Raw genomic sequence first — 19273 nt, forward strand, 5'->3', positions numbered from 1 at the left:
TAAACATAATTATGAAAATTCTCTTTTTAGACCAAAGTGGTAAACCTGGTGGTGCAGAATTATGCTTGATAGATATTGCTAAACCTTATAGCGATCGCTGTATGGTAGGCTTATTTGCAGATGGTTCATTCAAAGATTTACTTATTCAGAATAAAATTCCCGTGCAAGTTTTGGCTACTCAAGCAATACAAGTTCGCAAAGAAAGCAGCTTGGCACAAGGTTTAGGTAGTTTAGGACAACTTGCACCGATAATTACTAAAGTAGCTAAAATCGCTCGTGAATATGATTTAATTTACGCCAATACACAAAAAGCGTTAGTTGTAGGTGCGATCGCTAGTTTTCTCAGCCGTCGTCCTTTAGTATATCATTTGCATGATATTCTTTCAGAGGAGCATTTTAGCAAAACCAATCGTCGCATTGCTGTAACTTGCGCTAATCTTGCATCATTAGTAATTGCCAATTCTCAAGCTAGTAAAACAGCTTTTGTGAAAGCCGGAGGACGCGCAAAGCTTACTGAAATAGTTTACAATGGCTTTGATTCAAAAAATTATCAAATTTCCGAGCCTGATGTTAAGCAGTTGCGGCAAGACTTAAATTTAGAAGGACAATTCGTAGTCGGACATTTTAGCCGTCTTGCACCTTGGAAAGGACAGCATATTTTAATTGAAGCACTTGCTAAATGTCCTCAAGAAGTCACGGTACTTTTAGTTGGTGATGCACTATTTGGTGAAGAAGATTATGTTGAAAGTTTACATAGTCAGGTAACAAATTTAGGACTAGAAAAAAGAGTCAAATTTTTAGGGTTTCGTTCCGATATTCCTCAATTAATGTCAGCTTGTGACTTGGTAGCACATACCTCTATTTCTCCAGAACCTTTTGGTAGAGTGATTGTTGAAGCAATGCTATGTGGAACACCTGTAGTTGCAGCTGCATCTGGTGGTGCAATTGAATTAGTAGAACACAATATCAATGGTTTTTTAGCAACACCAGGAAAACCTGAAAAACTTGCACAAATAATTACCGCATGTCTTCAAGAACCAGAAAAGACAGCGGCTATAGCTAATAATGCGCGAATTACTGCAAGTCAACGTTTTGATGTCGCAATTATTAATCAGCAAATTGCGGAATTGCTTGAGCGTAATTTTTTTTAGTACAACAAAGTAAAAGTAAAAAGTGAGCCAGCGCGGTCATGTTCGTTCCTTAAAGTAGTACAAAGCCCACCTGCGTGGGCTCAATTAGGCGCAGCTTCACACAGAAATGGTATTAATGGGGGGTACACTGCAATGCCTGATAGATAGCTTCAGGATTAGCGGCAATCACCTTGAGGTAGGCTTGCGCGGTTTGGTCTGGTTCGCTGCGTCCCTGCTCCCAGTCCCGCAACGTGCCAAGCGGGATATGATAACGCGCTGCGAATTCTTCCTGCGTCAAGCGCAACGCGCGGCGAATGATTTTTATGCGGGATACCCGTTTCATCCTCGCTAAATCTGCATCGGTAAGCGGTTGTGCGTCAGGGTCATCAAGAGCCGCAGCATGAATTTCTTGCTCTGTCATGTGACGCACAGGCAGTTTAGGAAAGGGTCTTTCACTACCCTCAGCCAACACCTCAACCACCGTCCCATCCTTGTGCATTCTCGCGGTAATAATCATTTCGTTCATTCTTTGTTACCTCGCGTGCTGATATAATTCTGGTTTTCTCGCCCCGTTCGGTATAAACAACCATTAGAAGCCTGCTGCCTACCATGCCAATACGGATAAATCTCTCCTCACCGTAGGCTTTTCTGTCGTCTAGTCTCTCAATACCGAACGGGTCATTGAATACTTCAGAAGCTTCATCAAAACTCACACCGTGCTTACTGTAGTTTAGGAGAGCTTTTTGATAGTCCCATTCAAAGTGATCTGCATCATTCATTATGTACGGGATAACAGTAGTTTTGTCAATTGTCTACTGAAACCAGCAACGTTATGGACTAGCCAGATAAATTTCACGATTCAGCAAGCGTATTGACCTATATGGAATTACAAACCTACTAATTCGCGAGCTTCAAAATCGTTGAGTTGTTGAACTATGGCTAATCTCGCTTCTAATTTAGCGACACTAAACTGGTTGCGGAGATATTCTAAATGAGCGATCGCATTTTGTTTTTCTGCCGTTAATCTAATCAGAGTATCCATTGACTTTTGATATTCCTGATTCACCAACAGCACTTCAAAGCGACGTGCTTTGCGTTGAGCATCGTTCTTCAAATCAGATTCAAAAGCTGAAATGCGATCGGCATTGCCTTCAAATCGGTTAATTTGGTGCTGAACTGCCATCAACTGAGAGTCTACTTCATTCACTCGTTGGGCAGCTTGAGCGATCGCAGATGGATAATGACTCAGTTGCAACATCAAAATAATTTACCTCTAAAAATCTTAATAAACACCCACAGCAAGCAACGCACAAATCAATTCAATATTTTCTATTCCCCAGTCCCTTAACTACGCTACTTCCCTCAGTTGAGACGGAACACTCACCTCGCTAATATTCAGTGATAGCTGTTCAGCATAAGGCACCGCAGCTTGCTCTAATACTTCAACTTGGATATTCACACTCACCAAATAACTACCTGTATCTGCACCAACTGCTTCCGCAATTAATTTAGCAATGTCCGGACGTTTGGCAGTCAGCGGATCGCGTAGAATACAACGATCCCAGTCGTGCTTCGCAGTCGGATTGAGGCTGAGAATATAGTGTTTAATCATAAAACAAACCTTGAGTCAAACTTCACATGAAGGCTGTCACAGAGCCATTTAGCGCTTCACCAGGCTTCGTGGATGCTATATATATTATAGTATTTTTGTACTAGTTTGTCCATAAAACAAGAGCGAGTTTTCCTCTCTTTATCTGCCAAAGTTGGTAATACAGTTTGGAGGATATGAAAACAACATCATTCAGCAACTAGCTAAAGATAGTTGTTTTTACTGAATCAATAAGTAAAAAGATAGATATAGCTATATCTATCTTTTGGCAGATGAGGTTCATTTAGTATGGTTTCACCTTGGCAAAGTCCACTCCCTCTGGAAGAACACAAAACGAGCCGTGTCGTTGTCTACTTTTACAGTGATAGATTAGGCTTATGGATTCCGATAGTGTTTTTCCGATTAGTAGAGGCGATCGCCCTTCACCACAAAGGACTTTTCAGCGGGGTAGAATTTTTCGTTTTCCCACCTGATTTAGACCCTTGTAACTGGGGACAAGGGGGAGATCAGGGTTCGGAGGCAAATAATTCTTTTTTCCCAATGCCCTATGCCCTATGCCCAATAACTAATTCACCTTGTCATCAAAATGAGATTTCAGTAATTCAGCATCATTGACCCAAATCGCTTGTTGAGGTAAAGGAATAGAAACTCCGGCTTTGTCGAAGGCGATTTTCAAACGACGGCGAAATTCTCGCGCTACATCCCATTGCTTGAGGGGTTGTGTTTTAATCCATACACGAATTATCAAACCGCGATCGCCAAAATTATCTACTCCCAAAACTTTCGGCGTTTCGACAATTTGCTCTTGCCATAACGGATCAAGATCCATCTTTAAGGCAACATGTTCAATCAATTCCAAAGCCTTGTCAATATTGGTTTGATAGCTAACCGGGATATTTAAGTCTGCGCGTGACCACCGACTAGAAAGATTAGCAACAATTTTAATTTCGCTGTTGGGAATCGTAATTAAGCGTCCTTCTGAATCGCGTACCTGAGTCATCCGCAGATTCAAATTTTCTACTAAACCGCCAACTTCCCCCACGGCAATGACATCACCTAAAGCGTACTGGTCTTCCAAAATAATCAGAAAGCCGTTAATTGCATCTTTAATTAAACTTTGAGAAGCCAAAGATAGCGCCACACCAATTAAACTGGCACCAGCAAGTAAGGGAATAACATCTATTCCCAATACTGTCAAGGTTAATAAAGTACTAAGTATGAGCAAAGCAAAGGTAGCAATACTTTTAGTTACACCAGAAATCGTAGAAACTCGTAACTGTAGGCGTTCGGTAGTTTCCGGAGTTAGTAAAGTACTACTGTTGATTAAAGCAGAGGCAAAGCTGTCAGTTAAAGCATAAATAAGACGCACAGCCACATAAGTTAATAGCAGCATAAGACCCACTTGCAAAGGAATTTTCGCCCCTCTGAGAATTGCGATTTGAAGCGATCGCGTGTAGGGAAATAGACCAAGGATAAAGAAACTTCCCCCTCCCCAAATCATTGCTTGCCCTAGCTGAAAAAGTCGGCGCTTTGCTTCTTGAATATGTTGATTTTGCTCTCGATTCAACTGTACCGTAATCGGTTTGGTTGCTGGTGTGGCTGGGGGAGTTGGCTGTACTGAAATTTTTCTAGATCGACATTGCCATTTATATACACCCCAACTGATGATAATCATCCCCAGTATGGTTGCGGCGGCAATTTTACCTTGATACATTAAAAACTGAGTTTTTCGCTCTTGTTTCGCCTGTGGTAATTTTTGCAGCAACAATTGCTTAAATTCTTCAGCCAAACTTTCGGGGTCTTGCTGCCTAATGTTGGCATCCTCTTGTGTCACCGTCATCAGATAATTGCCATTGACGCGAATAATCGGTGAGGCGTTTGCAGCCTGGTCAATTTCCACATTCAGCTTCGCATCAGGCGTTTGAAAGTAGTTTTGGCTAATTCTATCTAGAGCTTGTTGGATATCTTCTAAACGCTGTGCAAGATTTGCTCTTGTGTCCGCTATTTGAAATAAACGCCGACCATCCAAATAAATTGAGTCATTGACAATTGTTTTGTCTGAGTCATTAATTCCTAATTGGGGTGATTGCAGAATGGGTAAAAACGGTATCTGTGCCGTAGCTTTTGAGACATTAAAATTAGTGACAACCATTAAAGTGGTGATCGCCCCCACTGCAACCCAAATTAACTTTTGAAGGTGAGTCCAGCGCCGTGCGCGGGTTCCCCGTGTTGAGGCGACTGGCGAACCCGTTCGCGCAGCGTCTCCGACAGGAGAAGGGCGCTTAGATCGAAGAAACTGTATGGCGTAACCTGGCATAGCCAAAAATTTATAGCGCATACTCAACACCTCCAAAGAGCAAAACTTAAGGCTATCGTGCAAAATCAGTTTGGGTAAATGTACCTGTCTAAAGTTAAGTTTTGACAAATTTTTATTATCTAAAAGCTTAAATTTTATATATTTCATCTATCTGTAGACAGACTAGGGATTGGGGACTAAGAAAATAATTATTACCAATGCCCAATGCCCAATGCCCCATGCCCAATGCCCTATGCCCAATGCCCAATGCCCAAGAAACATAAAGTTAACGCAAAGAAAAAGTAAATAAAGTTGACATTATTCCCCTCAAACGTCAAGCTAGTGCAAAGAAGCCTTGATTAGTTGCTTAAAATTAAACAAGCATAGCTAGTCATGGAATACTCTATTAAAGTACGTAGAGTATTACGTAGGTTTTTTACACTTTTGAGGAAATTTTGATGACCGCAACTTCTCCCCGATTAAAGCACGAGGTTAAAGACCTCGCCCTAGCTCCCTTGGGAAGACAGCGCATAGAATGGGCTGGACGCGAAATGCCGGTATTGCGACAAATTCGCGATCGCTTTGCCCAAGAGAAACCCTTTGCAGGGGTTCGGATTTCAGCTTGCTGCCACGTAACCACAGAAACAGCGCATTTGGCGATCGCTCTCAAAGCAGGTGGTGCAGATGCCGTCCTGATTGCTAGCAATCCCCTCTCAACTCAAGATGACGTAGCCGCATGTCTCGTCGCCGATTACGACATTCCCGTCTTTGCCATCAAAGGTGAAGATAACGACACTTATCACCGTCACGTCCAAATAGCCTTAGATCACCGTCCTAACATCATTATTGATGACGGCTCTGATGTAGTTGCAACCTTAATTCAACAACGTCCCCATCAAATCGCTGACTTGATTGGCACCACCGAAGAAACCACAACCGGAATCGTGCGCTTGCGTGCCATGTTCCGCGACGGTGTGCTAACATTCCCCGCGATGAATGTCAACGATGCTGACACCAAGCACTTCTTTGACAACCGCTACGGTACAGGTCAATCAACCTTAGACGGTATTATCCGTGCCACCAACGTTCTGCTTGCTGGTAAAAACATTGTCGTAGTTGGTTACGGCTGGTGTGGCAAAGGAACCGCACTCCGCGCTCGCGGACTCGGTGCTAACGTAATTGTCACCGAAATTGACCCCATCAGAGCAATTGAAGCCGTAATGGATGGTTTCCGTGTCCTACCAATGGCGGAAGCTGCATCCGCCGGCGATTTGTTTATCACAGTCACTGGTAACAAGCACGTCATTCGTGGCGAACATTTCGACGTCATGAAAGATGGCGCAATTGTTTGTAACTCCGGTCACTTCGATTTAGAAATTGACCTGAAAACCTTGGCTGAAAAAACAACGGAAGTTAAAAATGTCCGTCCTTTCACTCAAGAATATCGCCTACATAGCGGTAAATCAATCGTCGTTCTCGGTGAAGGACGCTTAATCAACCTCGCTGCTGCGGAAGGACACCCCAGTGCAGTAATGGATATGAGCTTTGCTAACCAAGCTTTAGCTGCTGAATATCTTGTCACCAATAAAGGTAAGCTGCAAGCTGGTTTACACTCAATTCCTGTCGAAGTCGATAAAAATATTGCCTTGTTGAAATTGCAAGCGATGGGAATTGAAATTGATACCCTCACCGCAGACCAAGATGAGTATATCAACTCTTGGACTTCTGGAACTTAATAAAGACATTACACATAAAGACGTTCCATCGGAACGTCCCACGTAAAGACGTTCCGGCGGAACGTCTCTACTAAATAGATTATTTTTGGGATAGGTAAATTACCTATCCTTTTTTAATATTGGTAGTGAGCGCTAACAGCGCTTATATTATGTCCGGGCAATTAAGCATAATATCCGGAACCCCACCCCAGCTGCGCTTTAGCTCCCCTCCCCGCCTGCGGGGAGGGGTTGGGGTGGGGTTCTTTTATTATGGGTAATTTGGCGGACATCAGCAATTCCTAAATACGAATGTCAAATCCGTATATTTGCAGAACAAATATAACAAATATAAAAAGTCGATAAACTACTTTTTTTATATTGACGATAAAAGATTAATTATGCCAAGTTGTAGAAGTTTCACATAAGTAAAGGAAATAAGCTTTATAACAGAAATTTCGAGAAATTGGCATGAGTTTATTTCAATAAAAAACCGGGGTTTGAAATAATGAAAATCAAAAAATTACTAGGAATATTTTTGCTGTCGAATATAGCGATGCCTGCGGCAGTAAACTACGCACTTTTTTTCTCTGATAATCCAGCAATGGCAGCAAGTGTTAGCGTAAATCATCACACCACCTCTTCAACCTTGCTAGCTGACATTAAAACCAAATATGTCAAAGATGCTGACGAAAATCTCGACTCAGCTTTAGAAGCAATGAATAACGCTGCTGAGGCTGAAAGTAATGAAGATGCAGCGCAATTTTTTGACAATGCTATGGAACATTTGAAAAATGCCGCCACTGCTTTGAAAAAGGGAGGAATGGGTGATAGTGCAAACAAAATCCAAAATGCCATACAAGCTTTCAACGATGCTGTTGAAACTGATTCAGAAAAACAACAAGATAAACTGATTGAAAAGGCAATAGATTCTCTAAATCAGGTAGATGAAGCTCTTAAAGCAGTTTTGAATTAAAACTTCAAAGTGATAAATATTGAGCTTGATATCCCAATACGGTTGGTGTTAAGGATTTTGGTACTGATTTTAGACCTGTAGAGACGCGAAATTTCGCGTCTCTACACTCGTATTTGGGCTTAACTAAACTGTATTGCTTCATATCCCCGACTTCTTAAAGAAGTCGGGGATATTGTCTTTCACAATTCCGTAATTCGGAAAACAAGCTTGTAGAAATTTAAAAGTAGAACATATAAGAAAGCGAATATGAGCGAACCAACAACTCAAATACCCAACTTATACGCATTACTGATTGGTATTGACTACTACCTACCCGGTAATTTGCCAGACGGAAGTTCATATGCGAGTCTTGGAGGATGTGTACGCGATGTTAATCGGGTAGAAGATTACCTCAAAAAGACGCAGAAGCCGAAACAAATCTTTAAGCTAACATCTTCTAATACAGGTGCTACGGAACCACAAGACCAATTGCCTACTTATGAAAATATCGTAGCCAAGTTTCAAGCCATTACTGAGATAGCCCAAAAAGATGACCAAGTTTATATTCATTATTCTGGTCATGGGGGGCGTGCAAAGACAATCTATCCAGAATTAAAGGGTGCCGGACAACCTGATGAAGCGCTTGTACCGATGGATATTGTCAAAACAAACGAACGTTATCTCCGAGATGTTGAAATTGCAACACTCCTGAAAAATATGGTAAATAAGGGGTTAGTTGTAACAGTCGTGTTTGATAGCTGTCACTCTGGGGGTACCACACGAGGAGATACGGCAATTCGAGGATTGGAAGGAGAACCAGACACGACATCACGACCTACAGACAGCTTAGTGGCATCGCGTGAGGAATTGATCGAAAATTGGCTTGAGATTACAGGGGGAACAGCTCGCAAAGCTAATGTAGGTGATTGGCTTCCGGAATCGCGAGATTATGTTTTGTTAGCAGCTTGTCGCCCTTCGGAGTATGCTTATGAATCTGTATTCAATGGTAAGGAGAGTAATGGAGCGCTTACTTATTGGATGCTAGATACTTTAAATAATCCGAGTCCAGACTTGACATATAAGTCACTTTACGATCGCATTTACGCCAAAGTCCAAAGTCAATTTCAAGCCCAAACACCGATGCTATTTGGTGAGGGTGAACGTCAAGTTTTTGGCAGAAGTTACGCAAATGTGCATTATACAGTAAATGTTCTCAAGGTAGATACTGCCAGAAATCGGGTGCAATTAGATGCAGGTAGCGCACAGGGAGTTGGTGAAGGAGCAAGATTTGCTATTTATGCACCAGGTACAACAGATTTTAGCGAGAAAAACAAGCCATTAACGATCGCTCAAATTACAGCAGATATTAGTCCCGCAGACGCTTGGGCTGCGATCGAGCCAGATTCGCTGCGTGGAGATATTGAGCAAGCATCTCCAGCAATAATGTTATCAGCGGCGATCGCACTTGTGCGGAAAGTTCGTTTGTTTGAGAACACAAATCAGGTACTACCCTCAGAGTTGCTGAAAATTCAAACCGCAGCACTGACAGCAGTCAAAGCTGCAATTCCGAGAACTGGCAAAGGTTGGATAGAATTAGCATCTGAAGGTGAACACTATCAAGTAGCGATTAATACTTCGGGCGAGTATGAAATATGCGATCGCAATGGTACGCCATTTCCTAATTTACGACCAGCGCTGTTAGTAGGTGATTCTGATGCAGCGGAAAACGTAGTTAAACGCTTAGTTCATCTGACTAAATACCAGGCTGCCCAAGAACTGGAAAATATTTCAGTTTTAACTAACAAATTGGTAGTTCAGTTAACTGACAAAGACAAAAAGCCATTAGCTGACCCTACAAAGCAAACATTGCAAACTGGAGAACATATATTTTTATATATCAAGAATGAGTCTGACAAAAACCTGAATGTTGTCGTCATGGATCTTCAATCAGATTGGGCTATTTCTCAACTTGACATCTTAGAAGATGGAGCATCTTTTGCCACTTTTAACCCCAAGCAAGAAGAATTGATTCCCTTAAGTTTCAAACTGCCAGAGGGGTATCAAGAAGGTAAAGACATCTTAAAAGTATTTGCCACAGTTAACCCTGCTAAGTTTCGCTGGCTAGAATTACCATCTCTCGACAAACCGATTCAAGCCAAAAAAGCAGCATCATTCGATGAATATGACGAAAATACACCGAGAGGTGGTGGCGATCCACTTGATAAACTTTTGGAAGCTATTAGTGCCGATCCGGATGAAGTACCTCCTACCCGTGAAGCACAAGTTATGAGTTCAAATCGCGGCTGGACGACCAAAACAGTCACAATTACTGTGAAAGCGAATTAATCCCGCAGGCTGGAAGCCTGGACGCCAGGTGCTTCAAGTCGGCGGAGCCACCCAACGCACTGGCTTGGCTAAACGAACAAAGCCCACCTTCATAGGCTACAACATATTCAGTCCGCGAAGGCGGACTTTGTTTGTATAGCCGCGACTTCAGTCGTCGGGTACTGAACGATTGAACAACAAACATTTATCAGCAAAATTTCGATGAATAGTAATGTCAAAAAAATCTTAGTTCTAGCATCGAATCCTAAAGGCACTTCAGTTCTTGCGCTAGAGCGAGAAATTCGTGATATTAGAGAAGGATTCAAACGTGCAGATAATCGCGATCGCTTTCAAATAGAAACAAGAGGTGCTGTACGTCCGGAAGACTTGCGGCGTGCCATGCTGGAAGTTAAACCGCATATTGTCCATTTTTGCGGACATGGCACAGGCAGTCAAGGTTTGGTGTTGGAAGATGATGATGGACGAGAAGATTTAGCCAGCACAGAAGCTTTAGCAGATTTATTTAGCTTAATAAGCGATCGCGTAGAGTGTGTTTTGCTCAATGCTTGTTATGCCCAAGTGCAAGCAAAAGCCATTAGCGAGCATATCAATTATGTCATTGGCATGAGTCATGAAATTTTAGATAATGCAGCGATCGCTTTTACAGTTGGTTTTTATGATGCTTTAGGAGCCGGAGAAACCATTGAGTCTGCTTACAAATGGGGTTGTAATGCGATTCAATTTAAGATGTCAGGTCGTTCGATTCCTCGCAAGGCAGAAGTAGTTGGTGCAACTCCTAAAGTTGAAATTGCAGAACATTTAAAACCAGTTTTGAATAAAAAAGAAAATCTTAATTCTCTAATAATTTCACCCGCCGATTCAAATAACTCGTATTCAAATTGGAATTATTTAAGTTCATTAAAAGGTCATTCCGACTGGGTTAGGTCTCTAGCCTTCAGTTCTGATGGAAAAACCCTAATTAGTGGTAGTAATGATGAGACAGTCAGATTATGGGATTTAGAAACTAGGCAACCAATACACATACTCACCGCTCATGAAAAACGAGTTAAGTGTGTTGGTATTACTCCAGATGGAAAGATGCTCGTTAGTGCTAGCACTGACAGTAAAATCAAACTGTGGGATCAAAAAACTGGGAAATGTGAACGCACAATTGCTACATCTTTAAATCCTGCAACTATTCTTAATGCAATTTCTATTAGCCCTAATAGAGAAATTATTGCTAGTGGTAGTGCGAGTACTCAAGGATTAATCAAATTGTGGAATCTAGAGACAGGAAAAAGGCAAGCTGCAATTGTGGCACACAACAGTTCTGTTCTTTCCCTTGCCTTTAGTCCAGATGGACAAAGCCTAGCTAGCGGCAGTAAAAGCGGCATAATCAAACTTTGGCATTTGAGTAATATTAACGAACCACTGTACATAATCGATCATGCACATCTAAGCGATGTTCTCTCACTTGCCATTAGTCCTGATAATCAGACTCTCGTTAGTAGCGGTGCTGACAGAACTATCAAGCTTTGGAATTTAGCTAATGGGGATAAGAAACCACCTCATATACTTTACGGTCATGCAGGACGAATTTGGTGTGTTGCTATTAGCCCAGATAATACAAAAATTGCCAGCGCTAGTGCTGATTACACAATCAAAATTTGGGACTTACATACAGGGGAACAGCTTAACACCCTTACTGGACATTTAGGAGAAGTTAGAACTATAGCCTTTAGTTCTGATGGACATCTTCTCGCTAGTGCTGGTGATGATATGCAAATTAGGCTTTGGCAAGCTTGTTAATAATTTTCCTAATTTATGACTATAGCGTAAGGGTGCGATCGCTCTCCCAACCAAAAATAATCAAAAAAGCGATCGCTCTTTTCCCAACACTTAAGCCGCACAAAAAATAGGGGCAGGCTTGAAACCTACCCCTACTTCTGGTATAATACGCCCAACTGCGGCGGCTACAAGTCTTAAGTTATCAACCAAATCCACCATGTCTTCTAAAGAGAGCGCTTGACGGGCGTCAGAAACGGATTTTTCCGGTTCTGGGTGACACTCGATAATTAACCCATCTGCGCCACAAGCGATCGCTGCTTTCGCCATCGCTGCTACTAATTCTCGTTTCCCGACTGCATGGGAAGGATCGACAATTACAGGTAAGTGAGTAATTTGCTTGAGAGCAGCTACAGCCGCTAAATCCAACACGTTGCGGGTGTAATCATCAAAGCTGCGAATACCTCTTTCGCACATTACCACATTTGGGTTGCCGTGACTTAAAATATATTCGGCTGCCATGACGAATTCTTCAATTGTTGCGGCTAAACCACGTTTGAGTAATATCGGCTTACCGGCTTGTCCTAAAGCTTTGAGCAAGTCGAAGTTTTGCATATTGCGGCTACCCACTTGCAGCATATCAGCAGTTTGGGCGATCGCTTCAATTTGGGAGATTGACATAACTTCAGTCACAACAGGAATATTGTAATGCGATCGCACTTTTGCCAAAATTTCTAGTCCTTCTTCTCCCATTCCCTGGAAAGCGTAGGGTGACGTTCGCGGCTTGTATACACCGCCACGTAAAGCTTGTACGGGCGCAGCAGAAAGCTTTTCGGCGACTGTTTCCATTTGCTCTAAGCTTTCCACTGTACAAGGTCCACCGATAATCACCAGTTCTTTGCCGCCAAAAGCGACTTTTTCAGAAACTTTGACGATTGTTTGATGGTGAGGATGAGATTGTGAGGCAAGTTTGGCGTTAATCATGGGTTAAATTCTCCTTACAATAAAAAAGCCCAGAACTTTTAAGTTCCGGGCGCGATCGATACATCAGCATGACGCTTCACCCGGAGCTTGTCCAGCACCAAAAGTAAAAGCCATAAAACCAGCTACCGAAATGAGCCATCACGCTAAAAATCTCCTAAAAAAACAAAAACCGCAGAGTTCGCTCTGCGGTTCACCGGGCTGTTTCCATTGGGAAACTTGACTCACCCCCGGTGAACCAGCCTAAACCAAAAATAAAAGTAAGAATTACTGCTTAACATTTGCGCGGTGCAATACTTGTGAAATTTGATGTACAACTTTAACAAGGAACTTAACACAACACTTCTAGCCTTGTCAAGGCTCCCATCAGACCAAAAAAGAGTTAGAAGTTAGGTAGAGACGTTCGGTGTGGAACCTCTGTACAAAAGTTATGAGTTAGAAGTTGTAAATTATAAATTATGATTGCGACTCCCGTACAGACGTTCCGGCGGAACGTCTCTACCGCGCTTCCCCTACTCCCCACTCCCACCTTAAGTTTGATTATGCCTAGTTCCAAAATATTAGCGGTGCCTTTAAATTATCAAGGAGTTTACCCCTGCCCAGTCTGTCGTATTGGTAAGATTCGCGACATGCCTTTAATGGAGACTATGGGTTGTGACTTCTGTCATGAGATTTTTACTGTTAATCTAGAACAACAGCAACTGAAGATGCTTTCTCGGCAACCACCGCTGATTTGGCGGTGGAATGGCTTGAATTGGACAGAAACTCAGTTAGAAGGTGTGGAATTGGGTTGGGGTTATGCACTAGGAGCCGCTGCTTTTGTGCTTTTTCCGACTATTATCATCGGCATAGTCGCTTACAATTTTCCTTTAGATCCACATGCTCCGATTACTTGGTTGCCTTCTATTTGGACTTGCTTAACCTTTTTGGTACATTTCTCAATTATTGTTTGGCTGATGATTGAGATTTATCAGGTTCCTCTTGGTGCCTATTGGAGAGGTATCGTCCGATGGAGAGAAATCCGAGCGACGGTTACGAACGCTCGGAACTTCCAAGGAAATGGGGAATAGGAAATAGGGAATAGAAAATGGCAAATAACCCTCTGTTTGTACCAGTCGCAAGTATTGTTTTTTACGGATCAAAGAAAATTATGTCCCTGCGTCAGGTAGCATAAAAGTATAAGGTAGTTGACCAAAAAACTACTGCCGAACAGGATGAGATAATAAGAAGCGTCAAGTTCCTAAAAATCTTACGGATGGCGGTAAAAAATGGCGGAATATAGCGTCTATCTACCCAAGAAAACACAAACTCGCGCTCAAATTAAGCAGATAAAAGGTTGCATCACTTCACTATTAACTTGATTTTCCACCAAAACGTCTTATGAGCGAGCTGGAGCGGTACTATAGAGTCTTGGAATTAGAACCCGGAGCAACACTGGAGGAAGTTAACCAAGCTTACAAAGATTTGGTTTTTGTGTGGCATCCCGATCGCATTCCCTTAGATAATCTCCGCTTGCAACAAAAAGCACAAGATAAGCTGAAGGCAATTAATGAAGCTCGTGATAAATTGCGCTCTTTCAAGGCAAAGTATCAAGTTTCACAGACTTCATCACCGACTCAACCAAAAAAGTCTTCCGAAACGCAGCAACCACCAAAGAAAAGCTCAGACTTGAGTGGCAAAGACTACAGTCGGGCAAATTTGAGCAACAAAGATTTATCTGGCAGAAATTTGAGTTACTCTAACTTGAATGGTGCTAATCTAAGCGATACTTTTATGCACAAAGTTAATCTTAGAGGTGCCGATTTGTCGGAAGCAAATTTGTTTAGAGCAAATTTACTTTTAGCCGATCTTCGAGAAGCTAACTTGCGGAATGCGAACTTGATTGGAGCTGATCTCAGTGGAGCCGATTTACGGGGAGCCGATTTTACAGGAGCAAGAATTCGCTCTGGCGATCGCTTGCTTGTAAAACTAATTGGTGCTAATTTAAGTGGTGCAATTATGCCTGATGGCACAATTCACGCCTGAATAATGTCACTTGTGGACGTTTAACTTGAATGTATATTGGTATGCCTAATGGCAGAAACCCGAAGTTTTGCCTTCTATTTTCTCTAGCTCTTAAGGTATGTTTTCAAGCGAGTATTATATTTGATGACCATCAATATGGGAAACTTGGCAATATTCCCTAAAAATCAGATTTAACATGAGTAGCACAATTTATGATATTGCAGTCAAAACCATCAAGGGCGAAGATAAGCAATTAAACGAGTATGCTGGCAAGGTACTCCTGATTGTGAATGTCGCTTCTGAGTGCGGTTATACCCCCCAATATGAGGGACTCGAAAAGTTGAACCAGATGTATCGGGATGCAGGGTTACGTATCCTCGCGTTCCCCTGTAATGATTTTGGTGAGCAGGAACCAGGAAGCAATGAAGAAATTGTCCAATTCTGCACAAGCAACTATGGTGTAACCTTTGAGTTATTTGACAAAGTTCATACTAAAGGTTTACAACAGCACCCACTTTATGCACGACTCACTAATGCTGTGGAGCCAACCGGACCGATTTCTTGGAACTTTGAAAAATTTTTAGTCAACAAGCAAGGTGAGGTAGTAGCTCGATTTAAAAGTAGTGTCAAGCCATATTCACCAGATTTAATTGCCACTCTAGAAGGAGAATTAGCAAAATAGTAAATCGTATCCCCCACCTTCTCCCAACTCAACCTCACTGCACAGCACGTTTTTGATGCGGCTTTGTAAATTGGGGTAGCAATTTTATCAGCAAGTGAGTTTCTTTGTCGTTTGTCCTCAGACTGTTAAAAATTTAGTACTATAAGCGTAAATACTTATAATTGGTGCTACGCATTCGCCTGACCATGAAAATATATTAAATTAAAAGTCCGTATATACTAAATATCTTGCCCTATTCTCAATTAGTCTCCTTACCCGCCCAGAACTGAAGTTCAGGGCTAATAGCTTAAGTCCATAAAAATGGACTAAAATCTTTGCCCAGAAAGAATTTAGTCCTATACAGGGGGAATGAGCGCTATTAGCCATTCGATTAAAATCTCTGGCGGTGGTGGGCGATAGATGATATTAGTGCAATATGTGAGTACATACGGGCTTTATTTGTATAGTCGCGAATTTTTATCGCCTCGATATCACTGCATGACTCAAATTGTCTGGATTGCAAGACACGCTAACCGTATCGATTTTGTCAACCCTGATTGGTTTCTCACCGCTGAACGACGTTACGATCCACCGTTGTCAGATGATGGTATGGTGCAGGCACAGCAGCTAGCTAAACGACTGAAGCAGGAAAAAATTAAACATATTTTCGCTTCTCCCTTTTTGCGAACAGTCCAAACGGCAAACGCAGTTGCAGAAGTTCTTGATTTGCCGATTAAATTAGAAACCGGTTTGAGTGAATGGCTGAATCCAGTTTGGATGACAGAAGAACCAGTAAAACTGCCAACTCGACTGCTAGCAGAATTATTCCCCAGAATTGACGTTAGTTATACTCCGCGCATTGCTGCGAAATATCCAGAAACTCGCGAACAAGTGCGATCGCGTTCTGGACAAACTGCCAGATGCTTGTCTACAGAATTCCTTCCAGAGCATATCTTACTTGTGGCACATGGCGCATCTGTATTGGGTGCGGCGATGGGTTTAGTCGGTGAGATTGCCAAAACAGAGGTGAAGGCTTCGCTGTGTTCGTTGGTGAAAGTAGTGCGTGAAGAACCTGAATGGTTATTAGAACTAAAAGGAGATACTTCCCATTTAAGTGAGATAGAAGAGGTAATCAGGTTTAATTAGATTGGGGAATGGGGAATGGGGCAATGGGCATTGGGCATTGGGCATTGGGAATTAAACAAATTCAAGATTGCTCGTGCCTTAATAAATACAATTGTTTCCATTGCCCATTGCCCATTGCCCAATTACCAACCAATCTAAAATCGCTATGACATTATTATTAGCTGGGGACATCGGTGGGACAAAAACGATTTTGCGACTGGTGAAAGTATCCGATTCATTAGAATTGCATACTATTTCTGAGGAACGTTACCGCAGTGGTGATTTTCCTGATTTAGTGCCGATGGTAAAGCAGTTTTTGGCTAACTCGAATACATCGACACCAGAAAAGGCTTGTTTTGCGATCGCAGGTCCTGTGGTCAACAATACTGCTAAGTTGACCAATTTAGCTTGGTTCTTGGATATCCAACGTTTAAAACAAGAGTTGGATATCGCTCATATTTCTCTAATTAATGATTTTGCGGCAATTGGCTATGGCATTCTGGGTTTAAATAAACAAGACTTGTACACTTTGCAAGTTGGCAAGTTTCAACCGACGGCACCAATTGCGATTATTGGTGCCGGTACCGGTTTGGGGCAAGGTTTTTTAATGAAGCAAGGAGACAAATATCAAATCTTCCCTTCAGAAGGTGGACATGCTGATTTTGCTCCTCGTACTGAGTTAGAGTTTCAACTTTTGAAACACTTGTTGATTAAACATGATATCCAGCGGGTTTCGGTGGAGAGGGTAGTTTCTGGTCAAGGGATTGTAGCAATTTATCAATTTTTGCGCGATCGCAAAATACACCGTGAATCACCAGAAATTGCCGAAATTATCAGAACTTGGGAACAAGAGATAGGACAGCAAGAGAAAAGTGTTGATCCTGGGGCAGTGATTGGCAATGCGGCATTAAAAGCAAGCGATCGCTTGTCGGAACAAACTATGCAAATATTTGTGGAAGCTTACGGCGCAGAAGCTGGTAATCTGGCACTGAAACTCTTACCCTATGCAGGTTTATACGTTGCTGGAGGTATTGCGACTAAAATTCTCCCTTTACTTCAACAAGACAGGTTTTTGTTGACTTTCACCCAAAAAGGCAGAATGCGGAGCATCCTCGAAGATATACCGGTGCATATTGTTCTTAATCAACATGTGGGATTAATCGGTGCTGCTTTGCACGCGGCTAGGTTATAACAGCTGGCAGCATAAGTAGTATTAGCATCTTCAAAAGCAACAACTATGACAATTAAAGTTTTCTTGCCATTAATCGCAGCCGCAACTTTTGTCAGCAGTACATATACGGTAGTTGAAGCGCGTAAACCTCAACTTGCGGTTTCTCAAGCGCAAACAGTTAATTCTCAGGTATCGCAATGGAAATTATTCACCGCACCAGATGGACGATTTACCGTTTTGATGCCAGGAATGCCTAAAAGAGTTACCCAAACTCAAAAAACATTCATGGGAGAAATTAACTTAGAAGTTTTTCTGGGACAACCTCCAAAACAAGAAGTAGCATATGTAGTTGCTTTTAATGACTTTCCCCATAGTTATGGTCAAATGACCAGTTCTCAAGAAATCCTCAATAATGCTCAGGAAATGGCTTTAAAGACTACGCAAAGTAATTTAATTGGAGCGCGAGATATTCGTAGTTCTAACGGTCATCCAGGCAAAGAAATTGAGTATGTAAATTCTGGTGGCAAAATCACTCTTAATAGAATGTATTTCGCTGAAGGACGCTTGTATCAAGTAATGGTGATAACAACTAAAAAGCAACAAAAGTATTTAGCAAAAAGCATTACAGGATATTTAAATTCCTTTAATGTAGTATTGCAAAAGTGAGATAAATTGCAACCGTCGTAGAGACGTTCCGGCGAAACGTCTCTACAATATACAATATATGTGGAATCATCCGGACATGATATAAAAGGGCAAATTAAAATTATAAATTAATCAGCAGAGGTAAATTATGAGCGAATTACAGACAAAATTACCAACTGATGTTTGGGTTACAGCAACTTGGGATGAATATATTCAAGCAATTGAAAATCCAGCTTACGAAAAAGCTAAAGGCTACTACCACAATGGACAAATGAGGATTGAAATGGCACCACTAGGTCACGATCATGCTAGCGACCACACTGTTATCATATTTGCTGTTAATTTGTTTGCTAGCATTAAAGGTATTGCTTTGAATGGCAAAGATAACTGCACCTACCGCAAAACAGGCTTAAAAGATTCTCAACCTGATGTATCTTACTACATTGGTGAAAACGCTGATGTCATTCCTTATGGAACTTCAATTATTAATTTAGATATATATTCAGCACCAACTTTAGTCATAGAAGTTGCTAATTCCTCCCTTGCCGATGATAAAGGTGAAAAACGGCTGTTGTATGAGGATTTAGGAGTAGCAGAATACTGGATTCTCGATGTGCAGAATGTCCAAGTTATTGCTTTTGCTATCGAAAATAATGGTAGTAGACGAATTACTCAATCTCTGGTATCACCTGGATTGGAAATTTCCCTCTTAAATGATGCTTTGCGACGTACTCGTCAAATGAATCAATCTCAAGTTGGTGCTTGGTTATTAAGTGAATTTCAAAAATAATATCATGTTCGTTTAATTAACACTAATAAAAATATCGTAATCGTCGTAGAGACGTTTCGCCGGAACGTCTCTACAGTATATGTG

Annotated in this window: 19 protein-coding genes; 13 read left to right on the forward strand and 6 right to left on the reverse strand. The window is 41.7% G+C overall.

What is annotated here, in order from left to right; translation table 11 throughout:
• Positions 1-11 precede the first annotated feature (11 nt).
• Positions 12-1151: a glycosyltransferase family 4 protein gene (locus tag TOL9009_RS0123765; protein ID WP_029635189.1), complete on the forward strand. Its 1140-nt coding sequence runs from the start codon at positions 12-14 to the stop codon at positions 1149-1151.
• A 112-nt stretch (positions 1152-1263) separates the two neighbouring features.
• Here TOL9009_RS0123765 and TOL9009_RS0123770 read toward each other — a convergent pair whose 3' ends face one another.
• The 4 genes from TOL9009_RS0123770 to TOL9009_RS0123785 all read right to left on the reverse strand — a co-directional run bounded on the left by TOL9009_RS0123770 (position 1264) and on the right by TOL9009_RS0123785 (position 2742).
• On the reverse strand, positions 1264-1656 hold the full coding sequence (locus TOL9009_RS0123770; protein ID WP_199341253.1) for a helix-turn-helix domain-containing protein: 393 nt from the start codon (positions 1654-1656) through the stop codon (positions 1264-1266).
• Complete coding sequence (locus TOL9009_RS0123775; protein WP_029635193.1) at positions 1604-1909, reverse strand: BrnT family toxin; 306 nt, start codon at positions 1907-1909, stop codon at positions 1604-1606. The genes TOL9009_RS0123770 and TOL9009_RS0123775 overlap by 53 nt, the downstream gene beginning before the upstream one ends.
• Before the next feature lie 107 nt (positions 1910-2016).
• A complete protein-coding gene (locus tag TOL9009_RS0123780; protein WP_029635195.1) occupies positions 2017-2388 on the reverse strand; it encodes a hypothetical protein in 372 nt (123 codons plus the stop codon).
• 90 nt (positions 2389-2478) lie between these two features.
• Positions 2479-2742 carry a hypothetical protein gene (locus TOL9009_RS0123785; protein ID WP_029635197.1) on the reverse strand — a complete coding sequence of 88 codons (264 nt, stop codon included), beginning with the start codon at positions 2740-2742 and terminating at the stop codon, positions 2479-2481.
• Between the two features lie 285 nt (positions 2743-3027).
• Between TOL9009_RS0123785 and TOL9009_RS47685 the strand changes: the two genes are divergently transcribed.
• Positions 3028-3354 (forward strand): hypothetical protein, encoded by a 327-nt coding sequence (locus TOL9009_RS47685; protein ID WP_186227635.1) that lies wholly within the window; start codon positions 3028-3030, stop codon positions 3352-3354.
• On the opposite strand, the gene TOL9009_RS0123790 is transcribed toward TOL9009_RS47685, so the two are convergent.
• Entirely contained in the window at positions 3305-4891 is a 1587-nt protein-coding gene (locus TOL9009_RS0123790; protein ID WP_051503128.1) for a mechanosensitive ion channel family protein, read from the reverse strand. The two genes, TOL9009_RS47685 and TOL9009_RS0123790, sit on opposite strands and share 50 nt — an antisense overlap.
• Before the next feature lie 602 nt (positions 4892-5493).
• Between TOL9009_RS0123790 and ahcY the strand changes: the two genes are divergently transcribed.
• From ahcY to TOL9009_RS42290, 4 genes are all read left to right on the forward strand, one after another.
• Positions 5494-6771: an adenosylhomocysteinase gene (ahcY, locus tag TOL9009_RS0123795; protein ID WP_029635201.1), complete on the forward strand. Its 1278-nt coding sequence runs from the start codon at positions 5494-5496 to the stop codon at positions 6769-6771.
• 484 nt (positions 6772-7255) lie between these two features.
• Positions 7256-7723 carry a hypothetical protein gene (locus TOL9009_RS0123800; RefSeq protein WP_144238322.1) on the forward strand — a complete coding sequence of 156 codons (468 nt, stop codon included), beginning with the start codon at positions 7256-7258 and terminating at the stop codon, positions 7721-7723.
• Positions 7724-7969: 246 nt separating this feature from the next.
• Entirely contained in the window at positions 7970-10048 is a 2079-nt protein-coding gene (locus TOL9009_RS0123805) for a caspase family protein (RefSeq protein WP_029635205.1), read from the forward strand.
• 201 nt (positions 10049-10249) lie between these two features.
• Complete coding sequence (locus tag TOL9009_RS42290; RefSeq protein ID WP_051503009.1) at positions 10250-11836, forward strand: WD40 domain-containing protein; 1587 nt, start codon at positions 10250-10252, stop codon at positions 11834-11836.
• A gap of 90 nt (positions 11837-11926) precedes the next feature.
• Here the strand turns inward: TOL9009_RS42290 and aroF are convergent, their stop codons facing one another.
• Complete coding sequence (aroF, locus tag TOL9009_RS0123815; protein WP_029635207.1) at positions 11927-12796, reverse strand: 3-deoxy-7-phosphoheptulonate synthase; 870 nt, start codon at positions 12794-12796, stop codon at positions 11927-11929.
• A gap of 539 nt (positions 12797-13335) precedes the next feature.
• Here aroF and TOL9009_RS40285 point away from each other — a divergent pair.
• From TOL9009_RS40285 to TOL9009_RS0123850, 7 genes are all read left to right on the forward strand, one after another.
• The gene (locus TOL9009_RS40285; protein ID WP_038296552.1) at positions 13336-13863 is read left to right on the forward strand and encodes a hypothetical protein; all 528 of its coding nucleotides are present in this window, start codon (positions 13336-13338) and stop codon (positions 13861-13863) included.
• A gap of 310 nt (positions 13864-14173) precedes the next feature.
• Entirely contained in the window at positions 14174-14818 is a 645-nt protein-coding gene (locus TOL9009_RS0123825) for a pentapeptide repeat-containing protein (protein ID WP_029635209.1), read from the forward strand.
• Between the two features lie 175 nt (positions 14819-14993).
• Positions 14994-15479 carry a glutathione peroxidase gene (locus TOL9009_RS0123830; RefSeq protein ID WP_029635211.1) on the forward strand — a complete coding sequence of 162 codons (486 nt, stop codon included), beginning with the start codon at positions 14994-14996 and terminating at the stop codon, positions 15477-15479.
• Positions 15480-15956: 477 nt separating this feature from the next.
• Positions 15957-16604, forward strand: a complete 648-nt coding sequence (locus tag TOL9009_RS0123835) for a histidine phosphatase family protein (RefSeq protein WP_029635213.1) — start codon at positions 15957-15959, stop codon at positions 16602-16604.
• Between the two features lie 145 nt (positions 16605-16749).
• Positions 16750-17775, forward strand: a complete 1026-nt coding sequence (locus TOL9009_RS0123840; protein WP_029635214.1) for a glucokinase — start codon at positions 16750-16752, stop codon at positions 17773-17775.
• 45 nt (positions 17776-17820) lie between these two features.
• Positions 17821-18420 (forward strand): hypothetical protein, encoded by a 600-nt coding sequence (locus TOL9009_RS0123845; protein WP_029635216.1) that lies wholly within the window; start codon positions 17821-17823, stop codon positions 18418-18420.
• Between the two features lie 127 nt (positions 18421-18547).
• Positions 18548-19189, forward strand: a complete 642-nt coding sequence (locus TOL9009_RS0123850) for a Uma2 family endonuclease (RefSeq protein WP_029635219.1) — start codon at positions 18548-18550, stop codon at positions 19187-19189.
• Positions 19190-19273: the final 84 nt, after the last annotated feature.

The organism is [Scytonema hofmanni] UTEX 2349, assembly GCF_000582685.1.
Taxonomy (GTDB): Bacteria; Cyanobacteriota; Cyanobacteriia; order Cyanobacteriales; family Nostocaceae; genus Hassallia; species Hassallia hofmanni.

What these genes read in the sequence shown, in the direction of transcription:
- TOL9009_RS0123835 (WP_029635213.1), top strand. Translation starts at nt 15,957, where the DNA reads ATGACTCAAATTGTCTGGATTGCAAGACACGCTAACCGTATCGATTTT.
- ahcY (WP_029635201.1), top strand. Translation starts at nt 5,494, where the DNA reads ATGACCGCAACTTCTCCCCGATTAAAGCACGAGGTTAAAGACCTCGCC.
- TOL9009_RS42290 (WP_051503009.1), top strand. Translation starts at nt 10,250, where the DNA reads ATGAATAGTAATGTCAAAAAAATCTTAGTTCTAGCATCGAATCCTAAA.
- TOL9009_RS47685 (WP_186227635.1), top strand. Translation starts at nt 3,028, where the DNA reads ATGGTTTCACCTTGGCAAAGTCCACTCCCTCTGGAAGAACACAAAACG.
- TOL9009_RS0123825 (WP_029635209.1), top strand. Translation starts at nt 14,174, where the DNA reads ATGAGCGAGCTGGAGCGGTACTATAGAGTCTTGGAATTAGAACCCGGA.
- TOL9009_RS0123770 (WP_199341253.1), bottom strand. Translation starts at nt 1,656, where the DNA reads ATGAACGAAATGATTATTACCGCGAGAATGCACAAGGATGGGACGGTG.
- TOL9009_RS0123830 (WP_029635211.1), top strand. Translation starts at nt 14,994, where the DNA reads ATGAGTAGCACAATTTATGATATTGCAGTCAAAACCATCAAGGGCGAA.
- TOL9009_RS0123840 (WP_029635214.1), top strand. Translation starts at nt 16,750, where the DNA reads ATGACATTATTATTAGCTGGGGACATCGGTGGGACAAAAACGATTTTG.
- TOL9009_RS40285 (WP_038296552.1), top strand. Translation starts at nt 13,336, where the DNA reads ATGCCTAGTTCCAAAATATTAGCGGTGCCTTTAAATTATCAAGGAGTT.
- TOL9009_RS0123780 (WP_029635195.1), bottom strand. Translation starts at nt 2,388, where the DNA reads ATGTTGCAACTGAGTCATTATCCATCTGCGATCGCTCAAGCTGCCCAA.
- TOL9009_RS0123775 (WP_029635193.1), bottom strand. Translation starts at nt 1,909, where the DNA reads ATGAATGATGCAGATCACTTTGAATGGGACTATCAAAAAGCTCTCCTA.
- TOL9009_RS0123785 (WP_029635197.1), bottom strand. Translation starts at nt 2,742, where the DNA reads ATGATTAAACACTATATTCTCAGCCTCAATCCGACTGCGAAGCACGAC.
- TOL9009_RS0123800 (WP_144238322.1), top strand. Translation starts at nt 7,256, where the DNA reads ATGAAAATCAAAAAATTACTAGGAATATTTTTGCTGTCGAATATAGCG.
- TOL9009_RS0123845 (WP_029635216.1), top strand. Translation starts at nt 17,821, where the DNA reads ATGACAATTAAAGTTTTCTTGCCATTAATCGCAGCCGCAACTTTTGTC.
- TOL9009_RS0123765 (WP_029635189.1), top strand. Translation starts at nt 12, where the DNA reads ATGAAAATTCTCTTTTTAGACCAAAGTGGTAAACCTGGTGGTGCAGAA.
- aroF (WP_029635207.1), bottom strand. Translation starts at nt 12,796, where the DNA reads ATGATTAACGCCAAACTTGCCTCACAATCTCATCCTCACCATCAAACA.
- TOL9009_RS0123805 (WP_029635205.1), top strand. Translation starts at nt 7,970, where the DNA reads ATGAGCGAACCAACAACTCAAATACCCAACTTATACGCATTACTGATT.
- TOL9009_RS0123850 (WP_029635219.1), top strand. Translation starts at nt 18,548, where the DNA reads ATGAGCGAATTACAGACAAAATTACCAACTGATGTTTGGGTTACAGCA.
- TOL9009_RS0123790 (WP_051503128.1), bottom strand. Translation starts at nt 4,891, where the DNA reads ATGGTTGTCACTAATTTTAATGTCTCAAAAGCTACGGCACAGATACCG.